Origin of the sequence: Williamsia deligens (genome assembly GCF_024171765.1) — a bacterium.
In the GTDB taxonomy this organism is placed as follows: Bacteria; Actinomycetota; Actinomycetes; order Mycobacteriales; family Mycobacteriaceae; genus Williamsia_A; species Williamsia_A deligens.
Map to the genome: position 1 here is coordinate 325386 of NZ_JAMTCI010000002.1, position 20182 is coordinate 345567.

Here is a 20182-nt window from a genome sequence, read left to right on the forward strand (position 1 = left end):
CTTTCCGGGAACTATTCGGCCCCCGGATGCCGTTGTACCGGGTGAAGACGCCACGCTCGCGAGGAGGCCGACATGCCCAGCACCACCGCCACGACCACCAGGCCCGCTGACACCGTTCGCCCGCAGATGACCGATGCCGACCTCGACGCGCAGAGCCCCGCCGCCGATCTCGTCCGTGTCTACCTGAACGGGATCGGCCGGACAGCACTGTTGAACGCAGAGCAGGAGGTCGAGCTGGCCAAGGCGATCGAGGTCGGCCTCTACGCCAAGCACGTCCTGGCCACCAAGAAGCGTCTGTCCGCCGTCAAGAAGCGCGACCTCGCGCAGCTCGTCCGTGAGGGCGAGTCGGCGCGGTCGCACCTGCTGGAGGCGAACCTGCGCCTGGTGGTGTCGTTGGCCAAGCGGTACACCGGTCGCGGCATGCCCCTGCTCGACCTGATCCAGGAGGGCAACCTCGGACTGATCCGTGCGATGGAGAAGTTCGACTACGCCAAGGGATTCAAGTTCTCGACCTACGCCACCTGGTGGATCCGTCAGGCGATCACGCGCGGCATGGCGGATCAGAGCCGCACCATCCGGCTCCCCGTCCACCTCGTGGAGCAGGTCAACAAGTTGGCCCGTATCAAGCGTGAGCTGCACCAGCAGCTGGGTCGTGAGGCGACCGACGACGAGCTCGCCGCCGAGTCCGGCATCCCCGCCGAGAAGATCGCCGACCTGCTCGACCACAGCCGCGACCCGGTGAGTCTGGACATGCCGGTCGGATCCGACGAGGAGGCGCCGCTGGGCGACTTCATCGAGGACGCCGAGGCCACCTCCGCGGAGAGCGCCGTCATCGCGGGGCTGCTGCACACCGACGTCCGCAGCGTGTTGTCGACGTTGGACGAGCGGGAGCAGCAGGTCATCCGGCTGCGCTTCGGTCTCGACGACGGGCAGCCGCGCACCCTCGACCAGATCGGCCGTCTGTTCGGTCTGTCGCGGGAGCGGGTCCGTCAGATCGAGCGCGAGGTGATGGTGAAGCTGCGTCAGGGCGATCGCGCCGAGCGCCTGCGCGCCTACGCCAGCTAGTCGCTACAGATCAGCTCAGCCTTCTCGGCCCGGTGTCCGTCCTCGACGGCACCGGGCCGAGTCGTATGCGACCCGAGAGCACCGTCGCTCCGTCGGGCGCGGCGAGTACCGGATCCAGAGCCAGCTCGCGGATCTCGGGCAGGTCGTCGGCGAGCGCCGACACCCGCAGCAGGAGCTCGCCGATCGCGTCGCGGTCGACGGCCGCCTGCCCACGGAACCCCGTCAGGAGCGGCGCCGCGCGCGGCGCGACGAGGAGTTCCTCCGCGTCGGCGGCGGTGAGCGGGACGGCTCGATGGGCGTGGTCGCCGAGCAGTTCGAAGGTGGGTCCCGCGAGTCCGAACGAGATGAGTGACCCCAGGGACGCGTCGTCGCGGACGCGGATGACGACGGGAACGCCCCGTGCGGCCATGCGCTGGACGTGCAGGGCGTGCTCGCCCGTCACCGCGACCAGCTCGTCGAACGCGGCGCGGACGGCGTCCGGCCCCGGGAGATCGAGCCGCGCGCCCTCGCCGTCGAGACGACCACGCCACGCGGGCGACACCGCTTTCACCGCCACGGGGTACCCGACCGCGTCGGCCGCCGCGACGGCGGCGTCGATGCCCTCGACCGAGCGGAACGGCGCCACCACGATCCCGTAGGTGGCGAGCAGTTCGGCCGACGCGACCTCGTCGAGCGCCCGGTCGGTGTCGCCGTGGGACACCGCCTCGCCCCACAGGTCGGCGACCATCGTCCGGGCGCGGTCGGTGTCGAGCCCGTCGGGGCGCACCACCTGCGACTCCGGACGGGCACGCCACCGCGCGTGCCGCCACGCCCGACCGACCGCGGCCGCCGCGCGCTCGGGCCCGGGATATGACGGGACCGACCCCCGCCCGGCCACGTCGCCGTCGTAGACGGTCAACGCGTCGGGGATGCCCTCGACGCCGAGGAACGTCGAGACGACGGTCTTCCCGCAGTCGCGGGACGCGGACACCAGGGCGCGCGCGTAGCTCTCGACACCGACGGCCACCGGTGGCACGAACACGGCGATGACGGCGTCGACCCCGGCGTCGGTGGTGGCGGCGCGGACCGCGTCACCGAACTCCTCCACCGAGGCACCCGGGCCGAGATCGGTCTGTGCCACCACCGTCAGGCCGAACGGCTCCCCCGCGTCGGCGGCCAGCACCCCGAGGACCGTCGAGTTCCCGACGACCGCGACGCGCGGACCCGCCGGCAACGGCTGGTGGGCGAACACCGTGGCGCAGTCGAAGAGGTCAGCGATGGTGTCGACCTGGATGACACCGGACTGCTCGAGCACGGCGCGCGCACTCTCGTCGTCGATGCCCGAGTCGCTCCGGATCTGCGACGGCGCCACCGCCGTCCGTCCGGACTTCACCGCGACGATCGGCTTGTTGCGCGACACCCGCCGCGCGAGCCGCGAGAACTTGCTCGGGTTACCGAAACTCTCGAGGTAGAGCAGGATCACGTCGGTCGCGGGGTCGGCGTCCCAGTACTGCAGGAGGTCGTTGCCCGACAGGTCGGCACGGTTGCCGGCGGACACGAACGTCGACAGACCCAGTTGACGACGGGCGGCGGTGTCGAGGATCGCGATGCCCAACGCGCCCGACTGGCAGAAGAAGCCGACCCGACCGCGCCCGGGGACGCGCGGGGCGAGGGTGGCGTTGAGGGCGACGGCCGGGTCGGTGTTGATGACGCCCAGGGCGTTCGGGCCGACGAGCCGCATGCCGTGCGCGCGGATCTCGTGGACCAGCGTGCGCTGGGTGATCTCGCCCGCGGGACCCGCCTCGGCGAACCCCGCGGACACCACCACCATCGTCTTGACTCCCTTGGCGAGGCAGTCCTGCAGCACGTCGCCGACGGTGTCGGCGGGGACGGCCACGATCGCGAGGTCCACCGGGTCGGGGATGTCCCGGACCGAGGGGTAACTGCGGATCCCGCGCACGGCGCGGGCCTCGGCGTTGACCGGGTACACCGGGCCGACGAAGCCGCCCGCGATCACGTTGGCCAACAACGCGTTCCCCACCTTGCGGGGGTCGGTCGACGCCCCGATGATCGCCACCGAGTCCGGTCGCAGCAGGTTCGCGACGCTGCGCGCCTCGGATCCCAGTTCGCGGGCGTTGCGGACGGCCAGCAACGCGTCGGTCGGGTCGATCGCGAACTCGACGTGCACCGTCGACCCGTCGAAGCTGCGGTGCAGCGCGTACCCGGCGTCGCGGAACACCGACAGCATCGCGCGGTTCTCGGCCAGCACCTCCGCCTCGAAGAGGGTGAAGCCGTTCTCGGCGGCCGCGCCGGCGAGGTGCTCGAGCAGGACGGTCCCCAGTCCCCGCCCCTGGTGGTCGTCGGCGACGACGAACGCCACCTCCGCCGCCTGCGGCCGACCCGCCGCGGCGAGGCTCTCGTAGATACCGACCGCGATGATGCGGCCGCCGAGCAGTGCGACGAGCGCCACCCGGTCGTGGTGGTCCACGCCGGTCATGTGCGCGACGTCGCGGGCCGACATCTCCGGGTACGGCCCGAACCACCGCATGTACCGGGTCCGTTCGGACAGACCGGCGTGGAAGGCGACCACACGGTCGCCGTCGGAGGGTGAGATCGGGCGCAGGTGCACGGTGCCGCCGTCGGAGGCGAGGACGTCGGCCGTCCAGTGCCGGGGGAACGGCGCGCCGCTGTCCTGTCGTGTGCGCGCGATCGGGCGGTCGGTGGTCCTGTCGGTGTCCTCAGTCACGCGGATCACCCGCGTCCAGTCCGCGCAGGGGGAAGACCGCCGACCGCGTCGCGAGGATCGCCGCGTCGGTCGCCTGGTGCAGGTGGGCCGGTATCCCGTCCGGCGGCTGCTGACCCCAGTTGCCCTCCCACCGGTCGAAGTCGACCGAGCCACCGTCACCCATCGTGTCCACCGCGACGTCGGTGGCGAAGTCGGCGGCAACCGTCGCCGCGGCCACAGCCGCCGACTCCCGCCACGGCTCGGGTGTCGGGGTGGCGGGGTCGAGGTCGCGGTCCAGGGCGACGGCCAGCAGGTGGGTCCAACTGCGCGGGACGACGTCGACGACGCCGTATCCCCCGCCGCCGACAGCCAGCCATCTGCCGTCGCAGTGCTCGTCGGCGAGGTCGCGCATCGCCTGCATGGCCGCCCGCTGCCCGTCGACGGTGAGGTGCAGGTCGGTCAGGGGATCCGCGCGATGGCTGTCCACCCCGCACTGCGACACGATCACCTGGGGTCCGAAGTCGGCGACGACGGACGGCACCACGGCGTGGAAGGCGCGCAGCCACAGACGATCCGGGGTCCCCGGGGGCAGCGCGAGGTTCACCGACGTCCCGCTCGCGGCACCCTCGCCGACCTCCTCGGGGTACCCGGTGCCGGGGAACAGCGTGGCCGGGTGTTGGTGCACGGACACGGTCAGCACGCGTGGGTCGGCGGCGAACCGTCGCTGGACGCCGTCGCCGTGATGCGCGTCGATGTCCACGTAGGCGATGCGGTCGAAGCCGGCGTCGAGCAGTCGGGCGATCGCCACCGCACAGTCGTTGTAGATGCAGAACCCCGACGCGCGCCCCGCGAACGCATGGTGCATGCCGCCACCGATGTTCACCGCGCGTCGTGCGGCGCCCCGCGCGATCGCGTCGGCGGCGGCGACGGTCCCGCCGACGATCAGCGCGGCCGCCTCGTGCATGGACCCGAAGATGGGGTTGTCGTCGGTGCCGAGCCCGAAGATCCGCTCGGCCACCTGGCGGGACCACCCCGGTGGCGGATCACCCGCGGCCGCCGCACCCGCATCGCGTACTGCGGCGATGTACTCCGATCGGTGCACGAGGTGCAGCAGGGGGTCGTCGGCCACCGTCGGGGCGAGCGTCTCGACGCCGTCGAGGATGCCGAGGCCGCGTGCCAGCCCGACGGTGAGCGCGAGCCGGACCGGGTTCATCGGGTGCGACGGACTCCACCGGTAGCCCAGGAGTTCCTCGCCCCACACCACGAGGGTGTCGGAGGAACGGCTGCCGGGGACGGGCCGCGCGTCGGCTCCGGTGGTCATGGCGTCAGGGTAACGGCGCGGGGGCCCGCGGTGGACGTCCTCGCGGTGGGCCAGAAGGTACCCTGTGGAGCGAGATCGTGCCGCGCTCCTCCCGCCGCGGCGCCGTGACCGCGACGGAGGACATCGCATCGTGAACGACCTGGTGGACACCACCGAGATGTATCTGCGCACCATCTACGACCTCGAGGAGGAGGGCATCGTGCCCCTCCGTGCACGGATCGCCGAGCGCCTCGAGCAGAGCGGACCGACGGTCTCGCAGACCGTGGCCCGGATGGAGCGCGACGGCCTCCTGCGGGTGGCCGGTGACCGTCAGCTCGAACTGACCGATCGTGGTCGCTCCCTGGCGATCTCGGTGATGCGCAAGCACCGCCTGGCCGAACGGCTCCTGGTCGACGTCATCGGCATGCCGTGGGAGGACGTCCACGCCGAGGCCTGCCGCTGGGAGCACGTCATGAGCGAGAACGTCGAACGTCGTCTCCTCGAGGTCCTCGACCACCCGACCACCTCGCCCTACGGCAACCCCATCCCGGGCCTCGAGCTGCTCGGGGTCGAGGTCACCGTCCCCGGCGACGCGGTGACGCGCCTGTCCGACCTCCCCGAGGGTGAGCCCGTGGCGGTGATCGTGCGACGACTGTCCGAGCACGCCCAGGAGGATCCCGAGCTGATCTCGCGGCTGCGCGAGGCCGGCGTGGTGCCCAACGCCCGCGTGACGGTCACGAGCGAACACGGTGCGGTCACCATCAACACCCCGGGCCACGAGGGTCTGCGGTTGTCGGCGGAGATGGCCCACTCGGTCCAGGTCGACAAGGTCTGACGCCGTGAGACTGCTCGTCACCGGCGGTGCCGGCTACGTCGGCAGCGTGTGCGCCCGCGTCATGCTGGAGGCCGGACACGACGTGGTCGTCGTCGACAACCTCACCACCGGCAACCGGGACGCCGTCCCCGCCGGAGCGGAGTTCGTCGAGGGCGACATCAGTGCCGTCGCCGACGACGTGCTCGCCGGCGGTGACGTCGAGGGGGTGCTGCACTTCGCCGCGCAGTCCCTGGTCGGCGAGTCCGTGGAGGTGCCCGAGAAGTACTGGTATGGCAACGTCGTCGAGTCGCTGGCGCTGCTCGAGGCGATGCGTCGTGCGAAGACCCCGCGACTGGTCTTCTCGTCCACCGCCGCGACCTACGGTGAGCCCGAGTCGGTGCCGATCCTCGAGTCGTCCCCGACGCGACCCACGAACCCCTACGGGGCGACCAAGCTCGCGATCGACCACGCCATCACCTCCTACACCGTCGCCCACGGTCTGGCCGCGATCAGCCTGCGCTACTTCAACGTCGCCGGCGCCTACGCGGGGGCCGGGGAGAACCGTCGGGTAGAGACCCACCTGATCCCGATCGTGCTGCAAGCCGCACTGGGACACCGGGATTCGGTCAAGATCTTCGGCACCGACTACCACACCGACGACGGGACCGCGGTCCGCGACTACATCCATGTCCACGATCTCGCCCAGGCCCACGCTCTCGCCCTCGACGCCGCCGTCCCCGGGCGCCACGCCGTCTACAACCTCGGCAGCGGTGCGGGCTTCTCGGTCCGTCAGGTCATCGAGACGTGTCGCGAGGTGACCGGCATCGACATCCCCGTCGTGGAGGCGCCGCGCCGTGCAGGTGATCCCGCCGTGCTGATCGCGTCGAGCGACAAGGCGATCGACGAGTTGGGGTGGTCGCCGACGAACACGGCGCTGCCGACCATCGTCGCCGACGCTTGGGAGTTCCTCAGGGACCTCGGGGACTCCGCCCACTCCGCACGGACCTGACACGCCCGACGACCGCGAGGGGCCGGGTCAGGCGCCCGGATCCAGCGCCTCCGGCACGACGGGCGGCATCCGGACCCCGAGATCGTCGGCGACCCCACACGAGGTGACCAGCAGGCCGGTGAGCATCGACGGCGGCAGGCCCGCACGCAACGACTGGTCGAGCAGACCCGCCATCGAATGCGGGGGGAACGCCGTCAGCGCCGCGTCCAGCGCGATACCGGCGAAGGTCCCCTCACCGCGCGTGTAGTACCAGTGCGCGAGCAGGGTCGCGGCGTCGGCGCGAGCCCGTCCGCGACAGCGTCGTGTGAGATCGGTCCACAGGGCGCCGGCCTCCTCGGCGCGCGACGACGCCGACAGCGCCAGCAGCGCGTCCCGCACCCGCGGCACCGCGATGGCCGCGGCGAGGGTCGCGGTGTCGGCACAGCTGAGCACCCGACCGTCGAGCATCACCAGGACCGACCGCAACCGCGCGGCGTCGGCACGGCGACTGCCGTTGCGCGCCGGCGTGTCGCGGACGTCGTGGTGGGGGCAGTCGACGTCGGTGCAGGGCGCCGTCGGGTCCAACGCCGCGACCATCGCAGCCCGTGAGGGGCGCACCGCTGTACCCGAGGTGACCGCGCGGGCGAGCGCGGTCGGTGTCGTGGCCGGGTCCGGGAGCAACCCCGTCCACGCGCCGCGTCCGCGACCGACGGCGTACCACCGTGCCCCGGCCCGCATCTCCGGCACCGCGAACGCCGCACCGAGATCGATGGCGCCCAAGCGCATCTCGACGTCGGCGACCAATGCCTCCCATCGGGGGTCGTCGGCGGGTGCGCGGTCGTCCACGACGATCACGGCGACACTCGACGCGCCCTCCCGGGCGGCGACCGTCACGAGATGGTCGACGACGTCGCACATCACCGCCGCGGGCCCGCCGTCGTCGTCGAGGACGATGTCGTGGCGCATGGTGATCCCCAGGCGTGAGCCCGGTCCGCTGAAGGATATGACGACGAGCGAGCGCGCCGGGACGAAGCCGAGCATCGGCGGCACCGCGGCGATGAGATCGCCGGGGTCGCGGAGGGTGAGGGTGTGGTGGTCGATGTCCATGGGCCGAACACTCGCCCACCGGGCCGACCGTCCCCGCCTGCCCGGCGGTCGTCGCGCCGGGCTGTGCACAGAATCGTTCACCTCAATAGATCTCCCCGGCCCGGATCACGGACGCAGGGATCGTGTCCGGCCTAGCGACCGCGCGAGCGCGCCACCGCCGTGGTGAACACGGCGTCGAGCGCGGCACCGTCGAGCGGGGCACCGGAGAACGCGACGTACGCGGCGTAGACGCGCACGCCGTCGTTCTGGGCGGCCAGCACGGTGGTGGTCTGCGCGATCGTCACCGGCGCGCGCCCGGACGTCGAGGTCCGTCGGAAGGCGAGCGACTCCTGGGAGTCGATCGGCGACGGCGGCAGCACCTGCGCCGTGACGGTGGAGCGGACCGCGCCGACGTCCATGGAGTAGGACCCGCACCGGGCGACGGCGTCGGCGAGGTCGGCCAGGGGCGACTGCGCCCGTGTCACGACCACGGTCAGGTTGCCGCCGGAGGTCGACTGTCCCGTCACCACCACGGTGCGCGCCGAGTCCTGCACGAGAGCAGGGGGAAGGCAGTCCGACGGCGTCACCGATCCGCCGTTCGGGCGTCCCGACAGGTCCTCGAGGACCTCGCCGGCCTGCGCGGACGGCAGGCGGGTCGCCGGGTACCCGGCGGGGAACTCCCGGGGGCTGATCGTCAGCCGGTCGATGTCGCCGGCTGCCGAGGACCCCGACGCGGCCACGGGTTCCCCGTCGACGCTCTGGGTGCAGCCGCCGACCGCACACGCCACGACGATGGCGACGAGCACGGCGCGGAGGCGGCGGGGTGCGGTCACGTCTGCGCACTCTGCCACCACCGGCGCCGGACCCCAGGGACCGACACCCGCCCGACACGGGGGGCCTACTCGCCCCGGGCGATCCACTCCTCGAGGTGCGGCGCCTCGGTCCCCACCGACGTCGAGTCGCCGTGCCCGGTGCGGACCTCGGTGGCGGGGTCGAGGGTGAAGATCTTGTCGCGGATGGACTCGATGATCGTCGGGAAGCTCGAGAACGACCGACCGGTCGCGCCGGGCCCGCCGGAGAACAACGTGTCGCCGCTGAAGAGGACACCGAGTTCCGGCGCGTACAGGCAGCACGACCCGGGCGAGTGTCCCGGGGTGTTGATCAGGATGAGCTCGGTGCCGGCGACGGCGATGCGCTCACCGTCGGTGATGTCGCGGTGGCCGACCTCGGGGTGGGTCTGCCGCCACAACATGTCGTCACCGGGATGCAGCAGGATCGGGGCGTCGAACCGCTCGGACAGTTCCGGGGCGACGGTGATGTGGTCGTTGTGACCGTGGGTCGCGACGATCGCCCGCACGGTCCGGCCGGCGACGGCCTCGACGATCGGCGCGGCATCGTGGGCGGCGTCCACGATGACGACCTCGGAGTCGTCGCCGACGATCCAGATGTTGTTGTCGACGTCCCAACTGCCGCCGTCGAGCTCGAACGTGCCGGAGGTGACGACGTGGTCGATGCGGGCGGTCACAGGATCACCACCGAGCGCAGCACCTCGCCACCCTCCATCTTGTGGAAGGCGGACTCGACGTCGTCGAGCGAGATCCGCTCGGACACGAACTTCTCCAACGGGAGGCGTCCCTGCTGGTACAGGTCCACCAGCATCGGGAAGTCCCGTTCGGGCAGACAGTCGCCGTACCAGGACGACTTCAGGGCACCGCCCCGCGAGAAGAAGTCGACCAGGGGCAGCTCGAGGCGCATCTGGGGTGTCGGCACGCCGACGAGGACGACCGTGCCCGCCAGGTCGCGGGCGTAGAACGCCGTCTCGTAGGTCTCCGGGCGTCCGACGGCGTCGATCACGACGTCGGCACCGTTGCCGTCGGTGAGTTCCTGGATCGCGGCGACGACGTCGTCGACCTGCGACCCGTCGATCGTGTGGGTCGCGCCGAGGTCGGTCGCCCACGCCAGCTTCCGGGCGTCGCGGTCGACGGCGATGATCGTGGACGCGCCGGCGAGACGAGCACCGGCGATGGCCGCGTCGCCCACGCCACCGCATCCGATGACGGCGACGCTGTCACCCCGCCCGACCTCGCCGGTGTTCATCGCAGCCCCGAGCCCGGCCATCACGCCGCAACCCAGCAGACCCGCCACGGCGGGATCGGCATCCGGGGCGACCTTGGTGCACTGGCCCTCGTGGACGAGGGTCTTGTCGGCGAAGGCACCGATCCCCAGGGCGGGGGTCAGTGCGGTCCCGTCCTCCAGGGTCATCGGGACGCTCGCGTTGTGGGTGTCGAAGCAGTACCAGGGGCGCCCCCGCTTGCACGCCCGACACTGACCGCACACCGCACGCCAGTTGAGCACCACGAAATCGCCGACGTCGACATGGGTCACCTCGTCGCCGATCGCCTCGACGACGCCGGCCGCCTCGTGGCCCAGCAGGAACGGGTACTCGTCGTTGATGCCCCCGTCGCGGTAGGCCAGATCGGTGTGGCAGACACCGCATGCCTGCACCGCGACGACGACGTCACGCGGTCCCGGATCCGGGATCACGATGGTGACGACCTGCGTCGGCTCCTTCGTCGACATCGACACGACACCTCGTACCTGCTGCGGCATTCTCCGTGTGTCCTCTCTCGTGGGTCACGCACCGAACATGCGCATGCGACGATCCTTCCACGCCTGTGCGTGACCCGGGTGAGGCGTGTCACGCCCCGTGACGACGCGACGACCTCCCACCAGGAACACGGAGCCCGGGTGGGATCGTTGTACCGCTGATGACGACGGAGGTGTGCTGATGGACGACGAGTCGACTCTCTACGAGTTGGAGTTCCCGGTGCCGCACGTGAGCGGTGACGAGGGCGACGGGCCGGTGCTGGTGCACGCCCTGGAGGGATTCGCCGACGCCGGACACGCGGTGGCCCTGGCGGCCGAACACCTCCGGGACAGCCTCGAGTCGGAGTTGGTCGCCACCTTCTCCGCCGACGACCTCATCGACTACCGCTCGCGGCGGCCGACGATGACGTTCTCGGGACAGGAGTTCACCGACGTCGAGATGCCGTCGCTGACGATCCACGCGGTCCGCGACAACGCCGGGCGGCCGTTCCTCCTCCTCGCAGGCGCGGAACCCGACCTGCGGTGGAACCACTTCGTCGAGGCCATCCGCCGTCTGTCCGACCACTTCAACGTGTCCTCCGTGGTGGGTCTCAACGCCATCCCGATGGCCATCCCCCACACCCGGCCGCCGACGGTGACCGCGCACGGTTCGTCGCCGGAGATGCTGGGTGACCTCCCCCGCTGGGGCAGTCCCCTGAAGATCCCCGGCAGCGCGTCGATGTTGGTCGAGCTGCGGATGGCGCAGCACGGCTACACGACCGCCGGCCTGTCGGTGCACGTGCCGCACTACCTGTCGCAGGCCAAGTACCCGGCTGCGTCGGCGACCCTGATCGAGTCGCTCGCGACCGTCACCGGCCTCGACCTCCCGATCGGCGCCCTCGAGAACGCGGCGTCGACGGTGCGGACCCAGATCGACACCGAGGTGTCCGGCAACGCCGAGGTGGAGGCCGTGGTCGCGGCCCTGGAGACCCAGTACGACGCGGTGACCCGGGCCGAGGAGGCCCCGTCGTTGCTCGCCTCCGACGAGGCGCTGCCCAGCGGTGAGGAGTTGGGTGCCGAGGTCGAGAAGTTCCTCGCCCAGGCCGCCGCGACCGGTGAGGGCACCGACCCCGTCGACAACGGTCCCGAGGACCCCTCCGACGACGGCGACTCCCCGGGTGACGACCGGCAGTAGGTGACGACCCCGACCGGTGACACCGCCGTCCTGACGCGCCCGTCGGACGATCCCGACCACGCCTTCGACACCTTCGCCGACTGGGTGTCGGGGCGTGGGCTGTCGCTGTATCCCGCGCAGGAGGAGGCCCTGCTCGAGCTGGTGTCGGGATCGAACGTGATCCTGTCCACACCGACGGGGTCGGGCAAGTCGTTGGTGGCCACCGGCGCAGCACATTTCGCCCGGAGCCGTGGGGTGCGGACGTTCTACACCGCCCCCATCAAGGCGCTCGTCAGCGAGAAGTTCTTCGATCTCTGCGCCGTGTTCGGCGCCGAGAACGTCGGGATGATGACCGGCGACGCGACGGTGAACTCGTCGGCCCCGATCATCTGCGCGACCGCCGAGATCGTCGCGAACCTGGCGCTGCGGTACGGCGCCGACGCCGACATCGGGCTCGTGGTGATGGACGAGTTCCACTACTACGGCGACCCCGAACGGGGATGGGCGTGGCAGGTGCCGATCGTCGAGCTGCCGCATGCGCAGTTCCTGCTGATGTCGGCCACGCTCGGCGAGATCGACTTCTTCGTCGACGACATCACGCGGCGGACCGGTCGCCGGACGGCCGCGGTCACCGGCACGCAACGGCCTGTGCCGCTGGAGTTCTCCTATGTGACGACGCCGGTGCACGACACCATCGAGGGCCTCATCGAGGCGGGCCGGGCGCCGGTGTACGTCGTCCACTTCACGCAGGCGTCGGCGGTGGAGCGGGCCCAGTCGCTGCTCAGCGCCACACTCGTCGACCGCGCCGGGCGGGATGCGATCGCCGCGGCGATCGGGGACTTCCGGTTCGCCTCGGGGTTCGGGACGACGTTGTCGAAGCTGGTGCGCGCGGGCATCGGGGTCCACCACGCCGGGATGCTGCCCCGGTACCGGCGCCTTGTCGAACGACTCGCCCAGCAGGGACTCCTGCGTGTCGTGGCCGGCACCGACACGCTCGGCGTCGGGATCAACGTGCCGATCCGCACCGTCCTGTTCACCGGCCTCACCAAGTACGACGGCACCCGCACGCGGCACCTGCAGGCGCGTGAGTTCCACCAGATCGCCGGCCGCGCGGGACGCGCGGGATACGACGACCGCGGATACGTCGTCGCGCAGGCACCCGAGCACGACGTGGAGAACGCGCGACTCGTCGCCCGGGCCGGCGACGACCCGAAGAAGCTCAAGAAGATCCAGCGCAAGAAGGCCCCCGACGGATTCGTCTCCTGGGGGGAACCGACGTTCGAGCGCCTCATCGGCGCGCAGCCCGAGCCGTTGCGGTCGCATTTCCGGGTCAGCACGGCGATGGTCGTCGACGTCATCGCCCGACCCGGCCCGTGTTTCCCCGCCATGCGACATCTGCTGGAGGACAACCACGAACCCCGGGTCCGCCAGCGTCGTCACATCCTGCGCGCCATCGACATCTACCGGGGTCTGCGCACCGCCGGACTCGTCGAGCTGACCGACCCCGACGAGACGGGCGCGACCGTCCGTCTGACGACGGAGCTCCCCCCGGACTTCGCCCTGTCGAACCCGTTGTCGTCGTTCGCGATCGCCGCGCTCGAGTTGCTCGACGTCGACGACCCCGACTACGCGCGCGACGCGCTGTCGGTGGTCGAGTCCATCGTCGAGGACCCGCGCCCCGTCCTGCGCGCGCAGCGGGACCTGGCGCGGGGTGCCGCGGTCGCGCAGATGAAGGCCGACGGACTCGACTACGAGGAACGCGTGGAGCGGGTCGAGGAGATCACCTGGCCGAGACCCCTGGCCGATCTCGTCGAGGGCGCCTTCGAGATCTACCTCCGTGGCCACCCCTGGGTGGGCGGTACACCGCCGTCACCCAAATCGGTGGTCCGCGAGATGCTCGAGCACGCCGACGGATTCGGTGACGTCGTGGCCCGCCTCAAGATCGCCCGCAGCGAGGGCGTGCTGCTGCGATACCTCACCGACGTCTACCGCATCGCGCGGCACGGCGTCCCGCCCGACCGGCACACCGAGGAGTTCGACGACATCGTCTCGTGGCTCGGGCAGGTCGTCCGCGGCACCGACTCCAGCCTGATCGACGAGTGGGAGCAGCTGACGTCGGCGGACCCCACCTCGCCGACGGCGGTCCCTCCGTCACCGCCGGGGCCGGACCGGCGCGCCTGGCGCGTGCACATCCGCAACCAGATGTTCGCGCTCGTCACCGCGTTCGCCCGCGAGGACGAGGACACACTGCGTCGACTCCACCCCGACGTCGACTGGCCCGCGGCCCTCGACGACTACTTCGACGAATACGACGACCTCGGGACGGCCGGCGACGCCCGCAGCCCCCGGTTGTTCTCGCTCGACGAGTCCACCACCCCGTGGACGGTCCGTCAGACACTCGCCGACCCCGCCGGCGACCACGGGTGGGCCTTCGTCGGCCACGTCGAGGCTCCCCCGGCCGACGAGCCCGATGCCATGCCCCGCGTGGTCGACCTCGAGGTCGTCGAGGGCTGAGCCCGCCGTCGCGGGCGGTCAGCCCATCTGCGACAGCGCCGCGTGGATGCGCGAACTCATCTCCCCCACCTGCTCGGTGGTCATGATGAGCGCAGGCGAGATCTGCAGCGCGCCACCACCCGCGACGCGCGTCGAGACCCGGTGGCGTCGGAGTGCGGTGACCGCCGCGGGGCCCGCGCCCGGGTCGGCGAGTTGGATCCCGGCCACCGCGCCGACACCGCTGCGGACCTCGGTCACCACCGGCAGATCCGCCAACGGCGCCAACGCCGTGTGCAGGTCGTCCTGGAGGCGCAGCGCCGCACCCAGGAGGTCCTCCGACTCGACGATGTCGAGGTTGGCCATCGCGGCGGCCGCAGCACCCGCGTGCCCGCCGTAGGTGTATCCGTGGCGCCACCAGACGCCACCGCTGTAGAACGGCTCCGCGACGTGCGGGGCGACGAACAGCGCGCCCATCGGCACGTACCCCGAGGTCAGCCCCTTCGCGGTGGTCATCATGTCCGGTTGCAGGTCGAAACGGCTCGAGGCGAACCACGATCCGCCGATCCGACCGAACCCGGTCACCACCTCGTCGGCGACGAACAGCACGTCGTGCTCGCGGCAGATGTCCCGCACCTCACGCAGGTACCCCTCGGGCGGCGGGTAGATGCCACCGGCCCCGATCACCGGCTCGCAGAAGAACGCTGCGATCGAATCGGCGCCCACCCGCTCGATCAGACCGAGCAGACTCTTCGCGTCGTCCCAGTCGACCGTGGCGGCGTCGGACATGAGCGTCCCGTAGCCCTCACGGTTCGGCGGCAGGCCCGACAGCGCCGTCCCGGCGACGTGCATGCCGTGGTACGCCTTGGTGCGGCCGACGATCACCGTCTTCTCCGGTCGGCCCATCTCGTGCCAGTAGCGACGGGCCAGCTTCGCCGCCGAGTCGACGGAGTCGCTGCCGCCCGAGGTGAAGAACACCTTGCTGCCGGCGATGGGTGCGAGCTCCCCGAGGCGGTCGGCCAGATTGATGGTCACCGCGGGCATCACGTCACCGAAACCGGACACGTGGGCAAGCGTGCGGAGCTGTGCCGCAACGGCATCGGCGATGGCAGCGCGTCCGTGGCCGACGTTGGTGAACCACAGACCGGCGGTCGCGTCGAGGTACTCGACACCGTCGGTGTCGACGATGTGCACCCCCGACCCGCTCGCGATGGCGAACGGGCCGTGTTCGCTCACCGCGCCCATGTCGGCGAAACCATGCCAGAGGGTCGACGTCATGCGCCCATCATGCCCGGCAGCCCGACGACCCGGTGCGGTCGGACCTGGGGGGTGGCCGAATATCCTGGACGCACCATGCCCGAAGAGTCCCCGCGTCCCGCCCGGCGACCCCGCCGCGGTCGGAGACGATCCGGGGGGAATCGCCGGCCCGACGGTGTCGCGAGGGACCCCGCGGCCGCCCGGGATCCGGGAGCCGTCGCCGTCGCCGGCGAGACCGTCTCGGTCGACGACGTCGTGATCACCGACGACGAGGTGACCATCGCCGACGCCCATCGGCTCCAGCGCCGGGCGCAGCGTCTCCGCACTGATGCCGACCGTGATCGGCTGGGCCAGGAGATCGCCCGCGCCCGGGGGCGACTCGAGTCCCGGCGGGCCGCCGTACCGACGCTGTCGTATCCGCCGGAGCTACCGGTGTCCGCGGCCCGCGACGAGATCAAGGCCGCCATCGCCGACCATCAGGTCGTCGTGGTGGCGGGCGAGACCGGGTCGGGCAAGACGACACAGCTGCCCAAGATCTGCCTCGAACTCGGGCGCGGCGTCCGCGGCGCCATCGGTCACACGCAGCCGCGCCGCATCGCTGCGCGCTCGGTCGCCGCACGGATCGCCGACGAGACCGGGACCGAGCTCGGCGGCGCGGTCGGTTTCGCCGTCCGCTTCGACGACAGATCCGGTCGGGACACGCTCGTCAAGGTCATGACCGACGGCATCCTGCTGGCCGAGCTGTCGCGCGACCGGCTCCTGCGCGCCTACGACACGATCATCGTCGACGAGGCGCACGAGCGGAGCCTCAACATCGACTTCATCCTGGGCTTCCTCAAGCAGCTGCTCCCCCGCCGACCGGACCTCAAGGTCATCATCACCTCGGCGACGATCGATCCGGGACGCTTCGCCGACCACTTCGCGACGCCGGACGCCCCGGTCCCGGTGATCTCGGTGTCCGGCCGCACCTATCCGGTCGAGATCCGCCACCGGCCGCTGTCCGTCGCGTCGGACGACCCCGAGGGCGATCACGTCGACCTCGACCAGATCCAGGGCATCGCCGCGGCGCTGAGCGAGTTGCGTCGGGAGGGACCCGGCGACGTCCTGATCTTCCTCGCCACCGAACGCGAGATCCGGGACACCGCGGACGCATTACGCCGCAGTCATCCCGACGAGGAGATCCTCCCCCTGTTCTCGCGCCTGTCGACGGCGGAACAGAACCGGGTGTTCTCGACGAGTTCGGGTCGCCGGGTCGTGTTGTCCACCAACGTCGCCGAGACCTCGCTGACGGTCCCCGGCATCCGCTATGTCATCGACGCGGGTACCGCCCGCATCTCGCGGTACTCCACCCGAACCAAGGTGCAACGACTCCCCGTCGAACCGATCTCGCAGGCATCGGCCCGTCAGCGCGCCGGCCGATGCGGCCGCGTCGCCGACGGCATCTGCATCAGGCTCTACTCCGAGGAGGACTTCGACGCCCGACCGGCGTTCACCGACCCGGAGATCCTGCGGACCAACCTCGCCTCGGTCATCCTCACCATGGCCGCCCTCGACCTCGGCGACGTCGCACGCTTCCCGTTCGTCGACCCCCCGGATCCCCGCGCCATCCGGGACGGCGTGGGCCTTCTCGAGGAGCTCGGCGCACTGGCCGGCGGTGCGCAGTCGCGCACCCTGACCCGGGTCGGACGCGACATCGCCGACCTCCCGATCGAACCCCGATGGGCCCGGATGGTGGTCGCCGCACACGAGCAGGGAGCGCTGGCCGAGGTGCTCGTCATCGTCGCGGCGCTCTCGCTCCCGGATGTCCGCGAACGTCCCGCCGAGCACCGCCAGGCCGCCGACGAGATGCACGCCCGCTTCACCGTCGCGGGGTCGGACTTCCTCTCGATCCTCGCACTGTGGCGCCACATCGAGGAACAACGACAGACCCTGTCGGGCAACCGGTTCCGCCGCGAATGCGCCCGCGAGTTCCTGCACTACCTGCGGATCCGGGAATGGCGCGACCTCGTGGGCCAGCTCGAGCGGATCGTCACCGACAAGGGGTGGCCGGTCACGCGCATGTCCGCCGACCAGGAGGGCTCGTCGCCCGCGGCGATCCACCAGTCGGTGCTCGCTGGACTGCTCGGGCAGATCGGTGTGCGCGAGGGCGACACCCGCGAGTTCGCCGGGGCCCGCGGCACGAAGTTCGTGGTCTTCCCGGGGTCGGGACTGGCCCGCAAGCCGCCGCGGTTCGTGATGGCGGCCGAGGTCGTCGAGACCTCCCGCCTGTTCGCCCGGACGGTCGCCGGCATCGAACCCGAGTGGGCCGAGCGACTCGCCGGGGATCTGGTCAAACGGCAGTACAGCGAACCGCATTGGTCGATCAAGCGGGGTTCGGCGATGGCGTGGGAGCGGGTCACGCTCTACGGCGTCCCCCTGGTGGCCCGTCGCGCCGTCGCCTTCGGCGCCATCGATCCCGTGGCGTCACGGGAGTTGTTCCTCCGGCATGCCCTCGTCGAGGGCGAGTGGCGGACGAACCACCCGTTCTTCCTGCGCAACCGCGCCCTGCTCGACGAGGCCCGCGAACTCGAGGACCGCGCGCGGCGAGGCGATCTCGTCATCACCGACGACCAGTTGTACGACTTCTACGACGCACGCATCCCCGCCGAGGTCGTCTCGGGTGCCCATTTCGACACCTGGTGGAAGAAGGCGCGTCGCACCGACCCCACCCTGCTCGACCTCACCCCCGAGGACGTCGCCGACACCACGACGGTGTCCGCGTCGGAGTTCCCCGACGTGTGGCAGCAGGGCGAGGCACGGCTGCGGCTGGTCTACCGCTTCTCCCCGGGGAGCACCCACGACGGCATCACCGTCCTCGTCCCCCGCGCGCTGCTCCCGCGTATCCGGCCGGCGGGGTTCGACTGGCTCGTACCGGGACTGCGCGACGACCTCGCGGTCGCGCTCGTACGCACCCTGCCCAAGAGCATCCGGCGGCAACTCGGCCCCGCCGCCGACGTCGGGCCCCGAGCGATGTCGGCACTGACACCGCGCCGCGAACCCGTGGTCGTGGGTCTCGCCCGCGAGATCACCCGCCTGACCGGTGTCCCGGTGGGTTCCGACGACTTCGACCCGTCCGCACTCCCCCCGCACCTCGTCGTCCGCTATGCGGCCGTCGACGACTCCGACGAGATCGTCGCGGAGGCCGACTCGCTGGCCGGTCTCACCGCGGCGCTCGCCGGACCACCGTCGAACCGAGCGCCGGCCGGCGGTGGCGCTCCGTCGAGGCGTACGTCCGCGCCCACCACTGCGGCCGTCACCACCTGGACGGCCTCGACCATCGGGACTCTCGCCGACGAGGTGAGCGAGGTCGTCGCCGGCCAGCGGGTCACCAGTCACCCGGCACTGCGCGTCGTGGACGGCGGGGTGTCGGTGGGACTGGAGACCACAGCAACGCAGGCGCGGGCCGTGACGCGTCGGGCGATCCTGCGGTTGCTGCAGCTGTCGATCCCACCGCTCAAACAGTCCGCCACCTCGGCGCTCCCCGTCGCGTCCCGACTCGCGTTGTCGCAGAGCCCCTACCCGACCACCGACGCGCTGCTCGCCGACTGCACCGCCGCCGCGATCGCCGAACTGGCCGGGGATGTCGACGGTGTGCGTGACCCCGAAGCATTCGCCGCTCTGCGTGCCCGGGTCAACGGTGCCGCGAACCAGCGGGCCCGGGCGATCCTCGGCGACGTCGCCGACGCCATGACCCGCGTCCCGGCCATCCGCGCGGAGATGTCCCGTCTCGGGGACGGCCGGGCGACGCGCGATGTGGCCGACCAGCTCGACCATCTCGTCTACGCGGGGTTCGTCGTGGACACCGCCGATGCGCACCGACGCCGGCTGCCCACCTATCTCGACGCGATCGTCGTGCGTCTGGGGCGACTGCCCGCGGCGACCGCGAACGACGACCGCGGGATGGACACCGTCGACAGGGTCGTCGACCACTGGGCGCGCGTCGTCGCGCGATGCACCCCTGCTCGACGTGAGGCCGTGAACGAGCAGGCGCACTGGATGGTGGAGGAACTGCGGGTGGGTGTGTTCGCCGAGAGGATCGGTACCGCGTACCCGGTCTCGGAGAAGCGGATCCTACGGGCGATCGACGCCCTCGCCGGCTGACCCGGCGACCGCACCGACCTGGGTGCCGGAGCGCAGCTCGTCGATCTCGCGCTGGAAGTCCTCGACCGACTCGAACGAGCGGTAGACGGATGCGAACCGGAGGTAGGCGACCTCGTCGAGCTCACGCAGCGGCTGCAGGATCGCCAGCCCCACCTCGTTGCTCGGTATCTCTGCGGACCCCGACGCCCGCACAGTGTCCTCGACGCGCTGGGCTAGCACCGCCAGCCGGTCCTCGTCGACGGCACGGCCCTGGCAGGCGCGCCGTACGCCGCGCATGACCTTCTCCCGCGAGAAGGGCTCGGTGACGCCGTTGCGCTTGACGACCGCCAACACCGCGCTCTCGACGGTGGTGAAACGTCGACCGCATTCCGAACACGAGCGCCGGCGGCGGATCGCCTGACCCTCGTCGGCCACCCGCGAGTCCACGACACGCGTGTCCGCATGTCGGCAGAACGGGCAATGCATCGCGACGTCCTCGGGGGTCGGCGGATCCCGTCGATCCCGGGGCGGTACCGCAGCGGGATCGCAGGTCGGATCGGATCGATCCGTACCGGCCGAGGATACCGGGCGGAGCAGGG

13 protein-coding genes and 1 pseudogene are annotated in these 20182 nt (G+C 71.4%); 6 read left to right on the top strand and 8 right to left on the bottom strand.

The features are described from left to right. Window positions 1–72: 72 nt before the first annotated feature. Window positions 73–1065 (top strand): sigma-70 family RNA polymerase sigma factor, encoded by a 993-nt coding sequence (locus LX14_RS15835; RefSeq protein ID WP_253648298.1) that lies wholly within the window; start codon window positions 73–75, stop codon window positions 1063–1065. Between the two features lie 10 nt (window positions 1066–1075). On the opposite strand, the pseudogene LX14_RS15840 reads toward LX14_RS15835, so the two are convergent. Further along, window positions 1076–3823 (bottom strand): annotated as a pseudogene (locus tag LX14_RS15840) (bifunctional acetate--CoA ligase family protein/GNAT family N-acetyltransferase); the annotation flags it as partial. After that, window positions 3783–5090 (bottom strand): acetoin utilization protein AcuC, encoded by a 1308-nt coding sequence (locus tag LX14_RS15845; RefSeq protein WP_253648299.1) that lies wholly within the window; start codon window positions 5088–5090, stop codon window positions 3783–3785. The pseudogene LX14_RS15840 and the gene LX14_RS15845, both read right to left, overlap by 41 nt. A gap of 130 nt (window positions 5091–5220) precedes the next feature. Between LX14_RS15845 and LX14_RS15850 the strand changes: the two genes are divergently transcribed. After that, window positions 5221–5904 carry an iron-dependent transcriptional repressor DtxR gene (locus tag LX14_RS15850; RefSeq protein ID WP_253648300.1) on the top strand — a complete coding sequence of 228 codons (684 nt, stop codon included), beginning with the start codon at window positions 5221–5223 and terminating at the stop codon, window positions 5902–5904. 4 nt (window positions 5905–5908) lie between these two features. After that, on the top strand, window positions 5909–6892 hold the full coding sequence (gene galE / locus LX14_RS15855; protein ID WP_253648301.1) for a UDP-glucose 4-epimerase GalE: 984 nt from the start codon (window positions 5909–5911) through the stop codon (window positions 6890–6892). Between the two features lie 27 nt (window positions 6893–6919). Here galE and LX14_RS15860 read toward each other — a convergent pair whose 3' ends face one another. The 4 genes from LX14_RS15860 to LX14_RS15875 all read right to left on the bottom strand — a co-directional run bounded on the left by LX14_RS15860 (window position 6920) and on the right by LX14_RS15875 (window position 10567). Continuing rightward, window positions 6920–7978 (bottom strand): DUF4192 domain-containing protein, encoded by a 1059-nt coding sequence (locus LX14_RS15860; protein WP_253648302.1) that lies wholly within the window; start codon window positions 7976–7978, stop codon window positions 6920–6922. A 131-nt stretch (window positions 7979–8109) separates the two neighbouring features. Continuing rightward, window positions 8110–8790, bottom strand: coding sequence for a DUF5642 family protein (locus LX14_RS15865; protein ID WP_253648303.1), 681 nt, complete (start codon window positions 8788–8790; stop codon window positions 8110–8112). 65 nt (window positions 8791–8855) lie between these two features. Beyond that, window positions 8856–9482, bottom strand: a complete 627-nt coding sequence (locus LX14_RS15870) for an MBL fold metallo-hydrolase (RefSeq protein WP_253648304.1) — start codon at window positions 9480–9482, stop codon at window positions 8856–8858. Continuing rightward, complete coding sequence (locus LX14_RS15875) at window positions 9479–10567, bottom strand: S-(hydroxymethyl)mycothiol dehydrogenase (RefSeq protein WP_253648305.1); 1089 nt, start codon at window positions 10565–10567, stop codon at window positions 9479–9481. Before LX14_RS15875 ends, LX14_RS15870 begins: the two co-directional genes overlap by 4 nt. 178 nt (window positions 10568–10745) lie before the next feature. Between LX14_RS15875 and LX14_RS15880 the strand changes: the two genes are divergently transcribed. Continuing rightward, window positions 10746–11738, top strand: coding sequence for a proteasome assembly chaperone family protein (locus LX14_RS15880; protein ID WP_253648306.1), 993 nt, complete (start codon window positions 10746–10748; stop codon window positions 11736–11738). Beyond that, complete coding sequence (locus LX14_RS15885; protein ID WP_372505408.1) at window positions 11739–14231, top strand: DEAD/DEAH box helicase; 2493 nt, start codon at window positions 11739–11741, stop codon at window positions 14229–14231. It abuts the gene before it with no gap. Window positions 14232–14249: 18 nt separating this feature from the next. On the opposite strand, the gene LX14_RS15890 is transcribed toward LX14_RS15885, so the two are convergent. Next, on the bottom strand, window positions 14250–15485 hold the full coding sequence (locus LX14_RS15890) for an aminotransferase family protein (protein ID WP_253648307.1): 1236 nt from the start codon (window positions 15483–15485) through the stop codon (window positions 14250–14252). A 75-nt stretch (window positions 15486–15560) separates the two neighbouring features. On the opposite strand from LX14_RS15890, the gene hrpA reads away from it, so the two are divergent. Beyond that, the gene (hrpA, locus tag LX14_RS15895; RefSeq protein WP_253648308.1) at window positions 15561–19604 is read left to right on the top strand and encodes an ATP-dependent RNA helicase HrpA; all 4044 of its coding nucleotides are present in this window, start codon (window positions 15561–15563) and stop codon (window positions 19602–19604) included. On the opposite strand, the gene nrdR is transcribed toward hrpA, so the two are convergent. Next, window positions 19575–20069, bottom strand: a complete 495-nt coding sequence (gene nrdR / locus LX14_RS15900) for a transcriptional regulator NrdR (protein ID WP_253648572.1) — start codon at window positions 20067–20069, stop codon at window positions 19575–19577. The two genes, hrpA and nrdR, sit on opposite strands and share 30 nt — an antisense overlap. Window positions 20070–20182 lie beyond the last annotated feature (113 nt).

Excerpts from the sequence above, each read along its gene's own strand:
- LX14_RS15890 (WP_253648307.1), bottom strand. The coding sequence starts at position 15,485 with ATGACGTCGACCCTCTGGCATGGTTTCGCCGACATGGGCGCGGTGAGC.
- hrpA (WP_253648308.1), top strand. The coding sequence starts at position 15,561 with ATGCCCGAAGAGTCCCCGCGTCCCGCCCGGCGACCCCGCCGCGGTCGG.
- nrdR (WP_253648572.1), bottom strand. The coding sequence starts at position 20,069 with ATGCATTGCCCGTTCTGCCGACATGCGGACACGCGTGTCGTGGACTCG.
- LX14_RS15860 (WP_253648302.1), bottom strand. The coding sequence starts at position 7,978 with ATGGACATCGACCACCACACCCTCACCCTCCGCGACCCCGGCGATCTC.
- LX14_RS15845 (WP_253648299.1), bottom strand. The coding sequence starts at position 5,090 with ATGACCACCGGAGCCGACGCGCGGCCCGTCCCCGGCAGCCGTTCCTCC.
- LX14_RS15875 (WP_253648305.1), bottom strand. The coding sequence starts at position 10,567 with ATGCCGCAGCAGGTACGAGGTGTCGTGTCGATGTCGACGAAGGAGCCG.
- LX14_RS15880 (WP_253648306.1), top strand. The coding sequence starts at position 10,746 with ATGGACGACGAGTCGACTCTCTACGAGTTGGAGTTCCCGGTGCCGCAC.
- LX14_RS15835 (WP_253648298.1), top strand. The coding sequence starts at position 73 with ATGCCCAGCACCACCGCCACGACCACCAGGCCCGCTGACACCGTTCGC.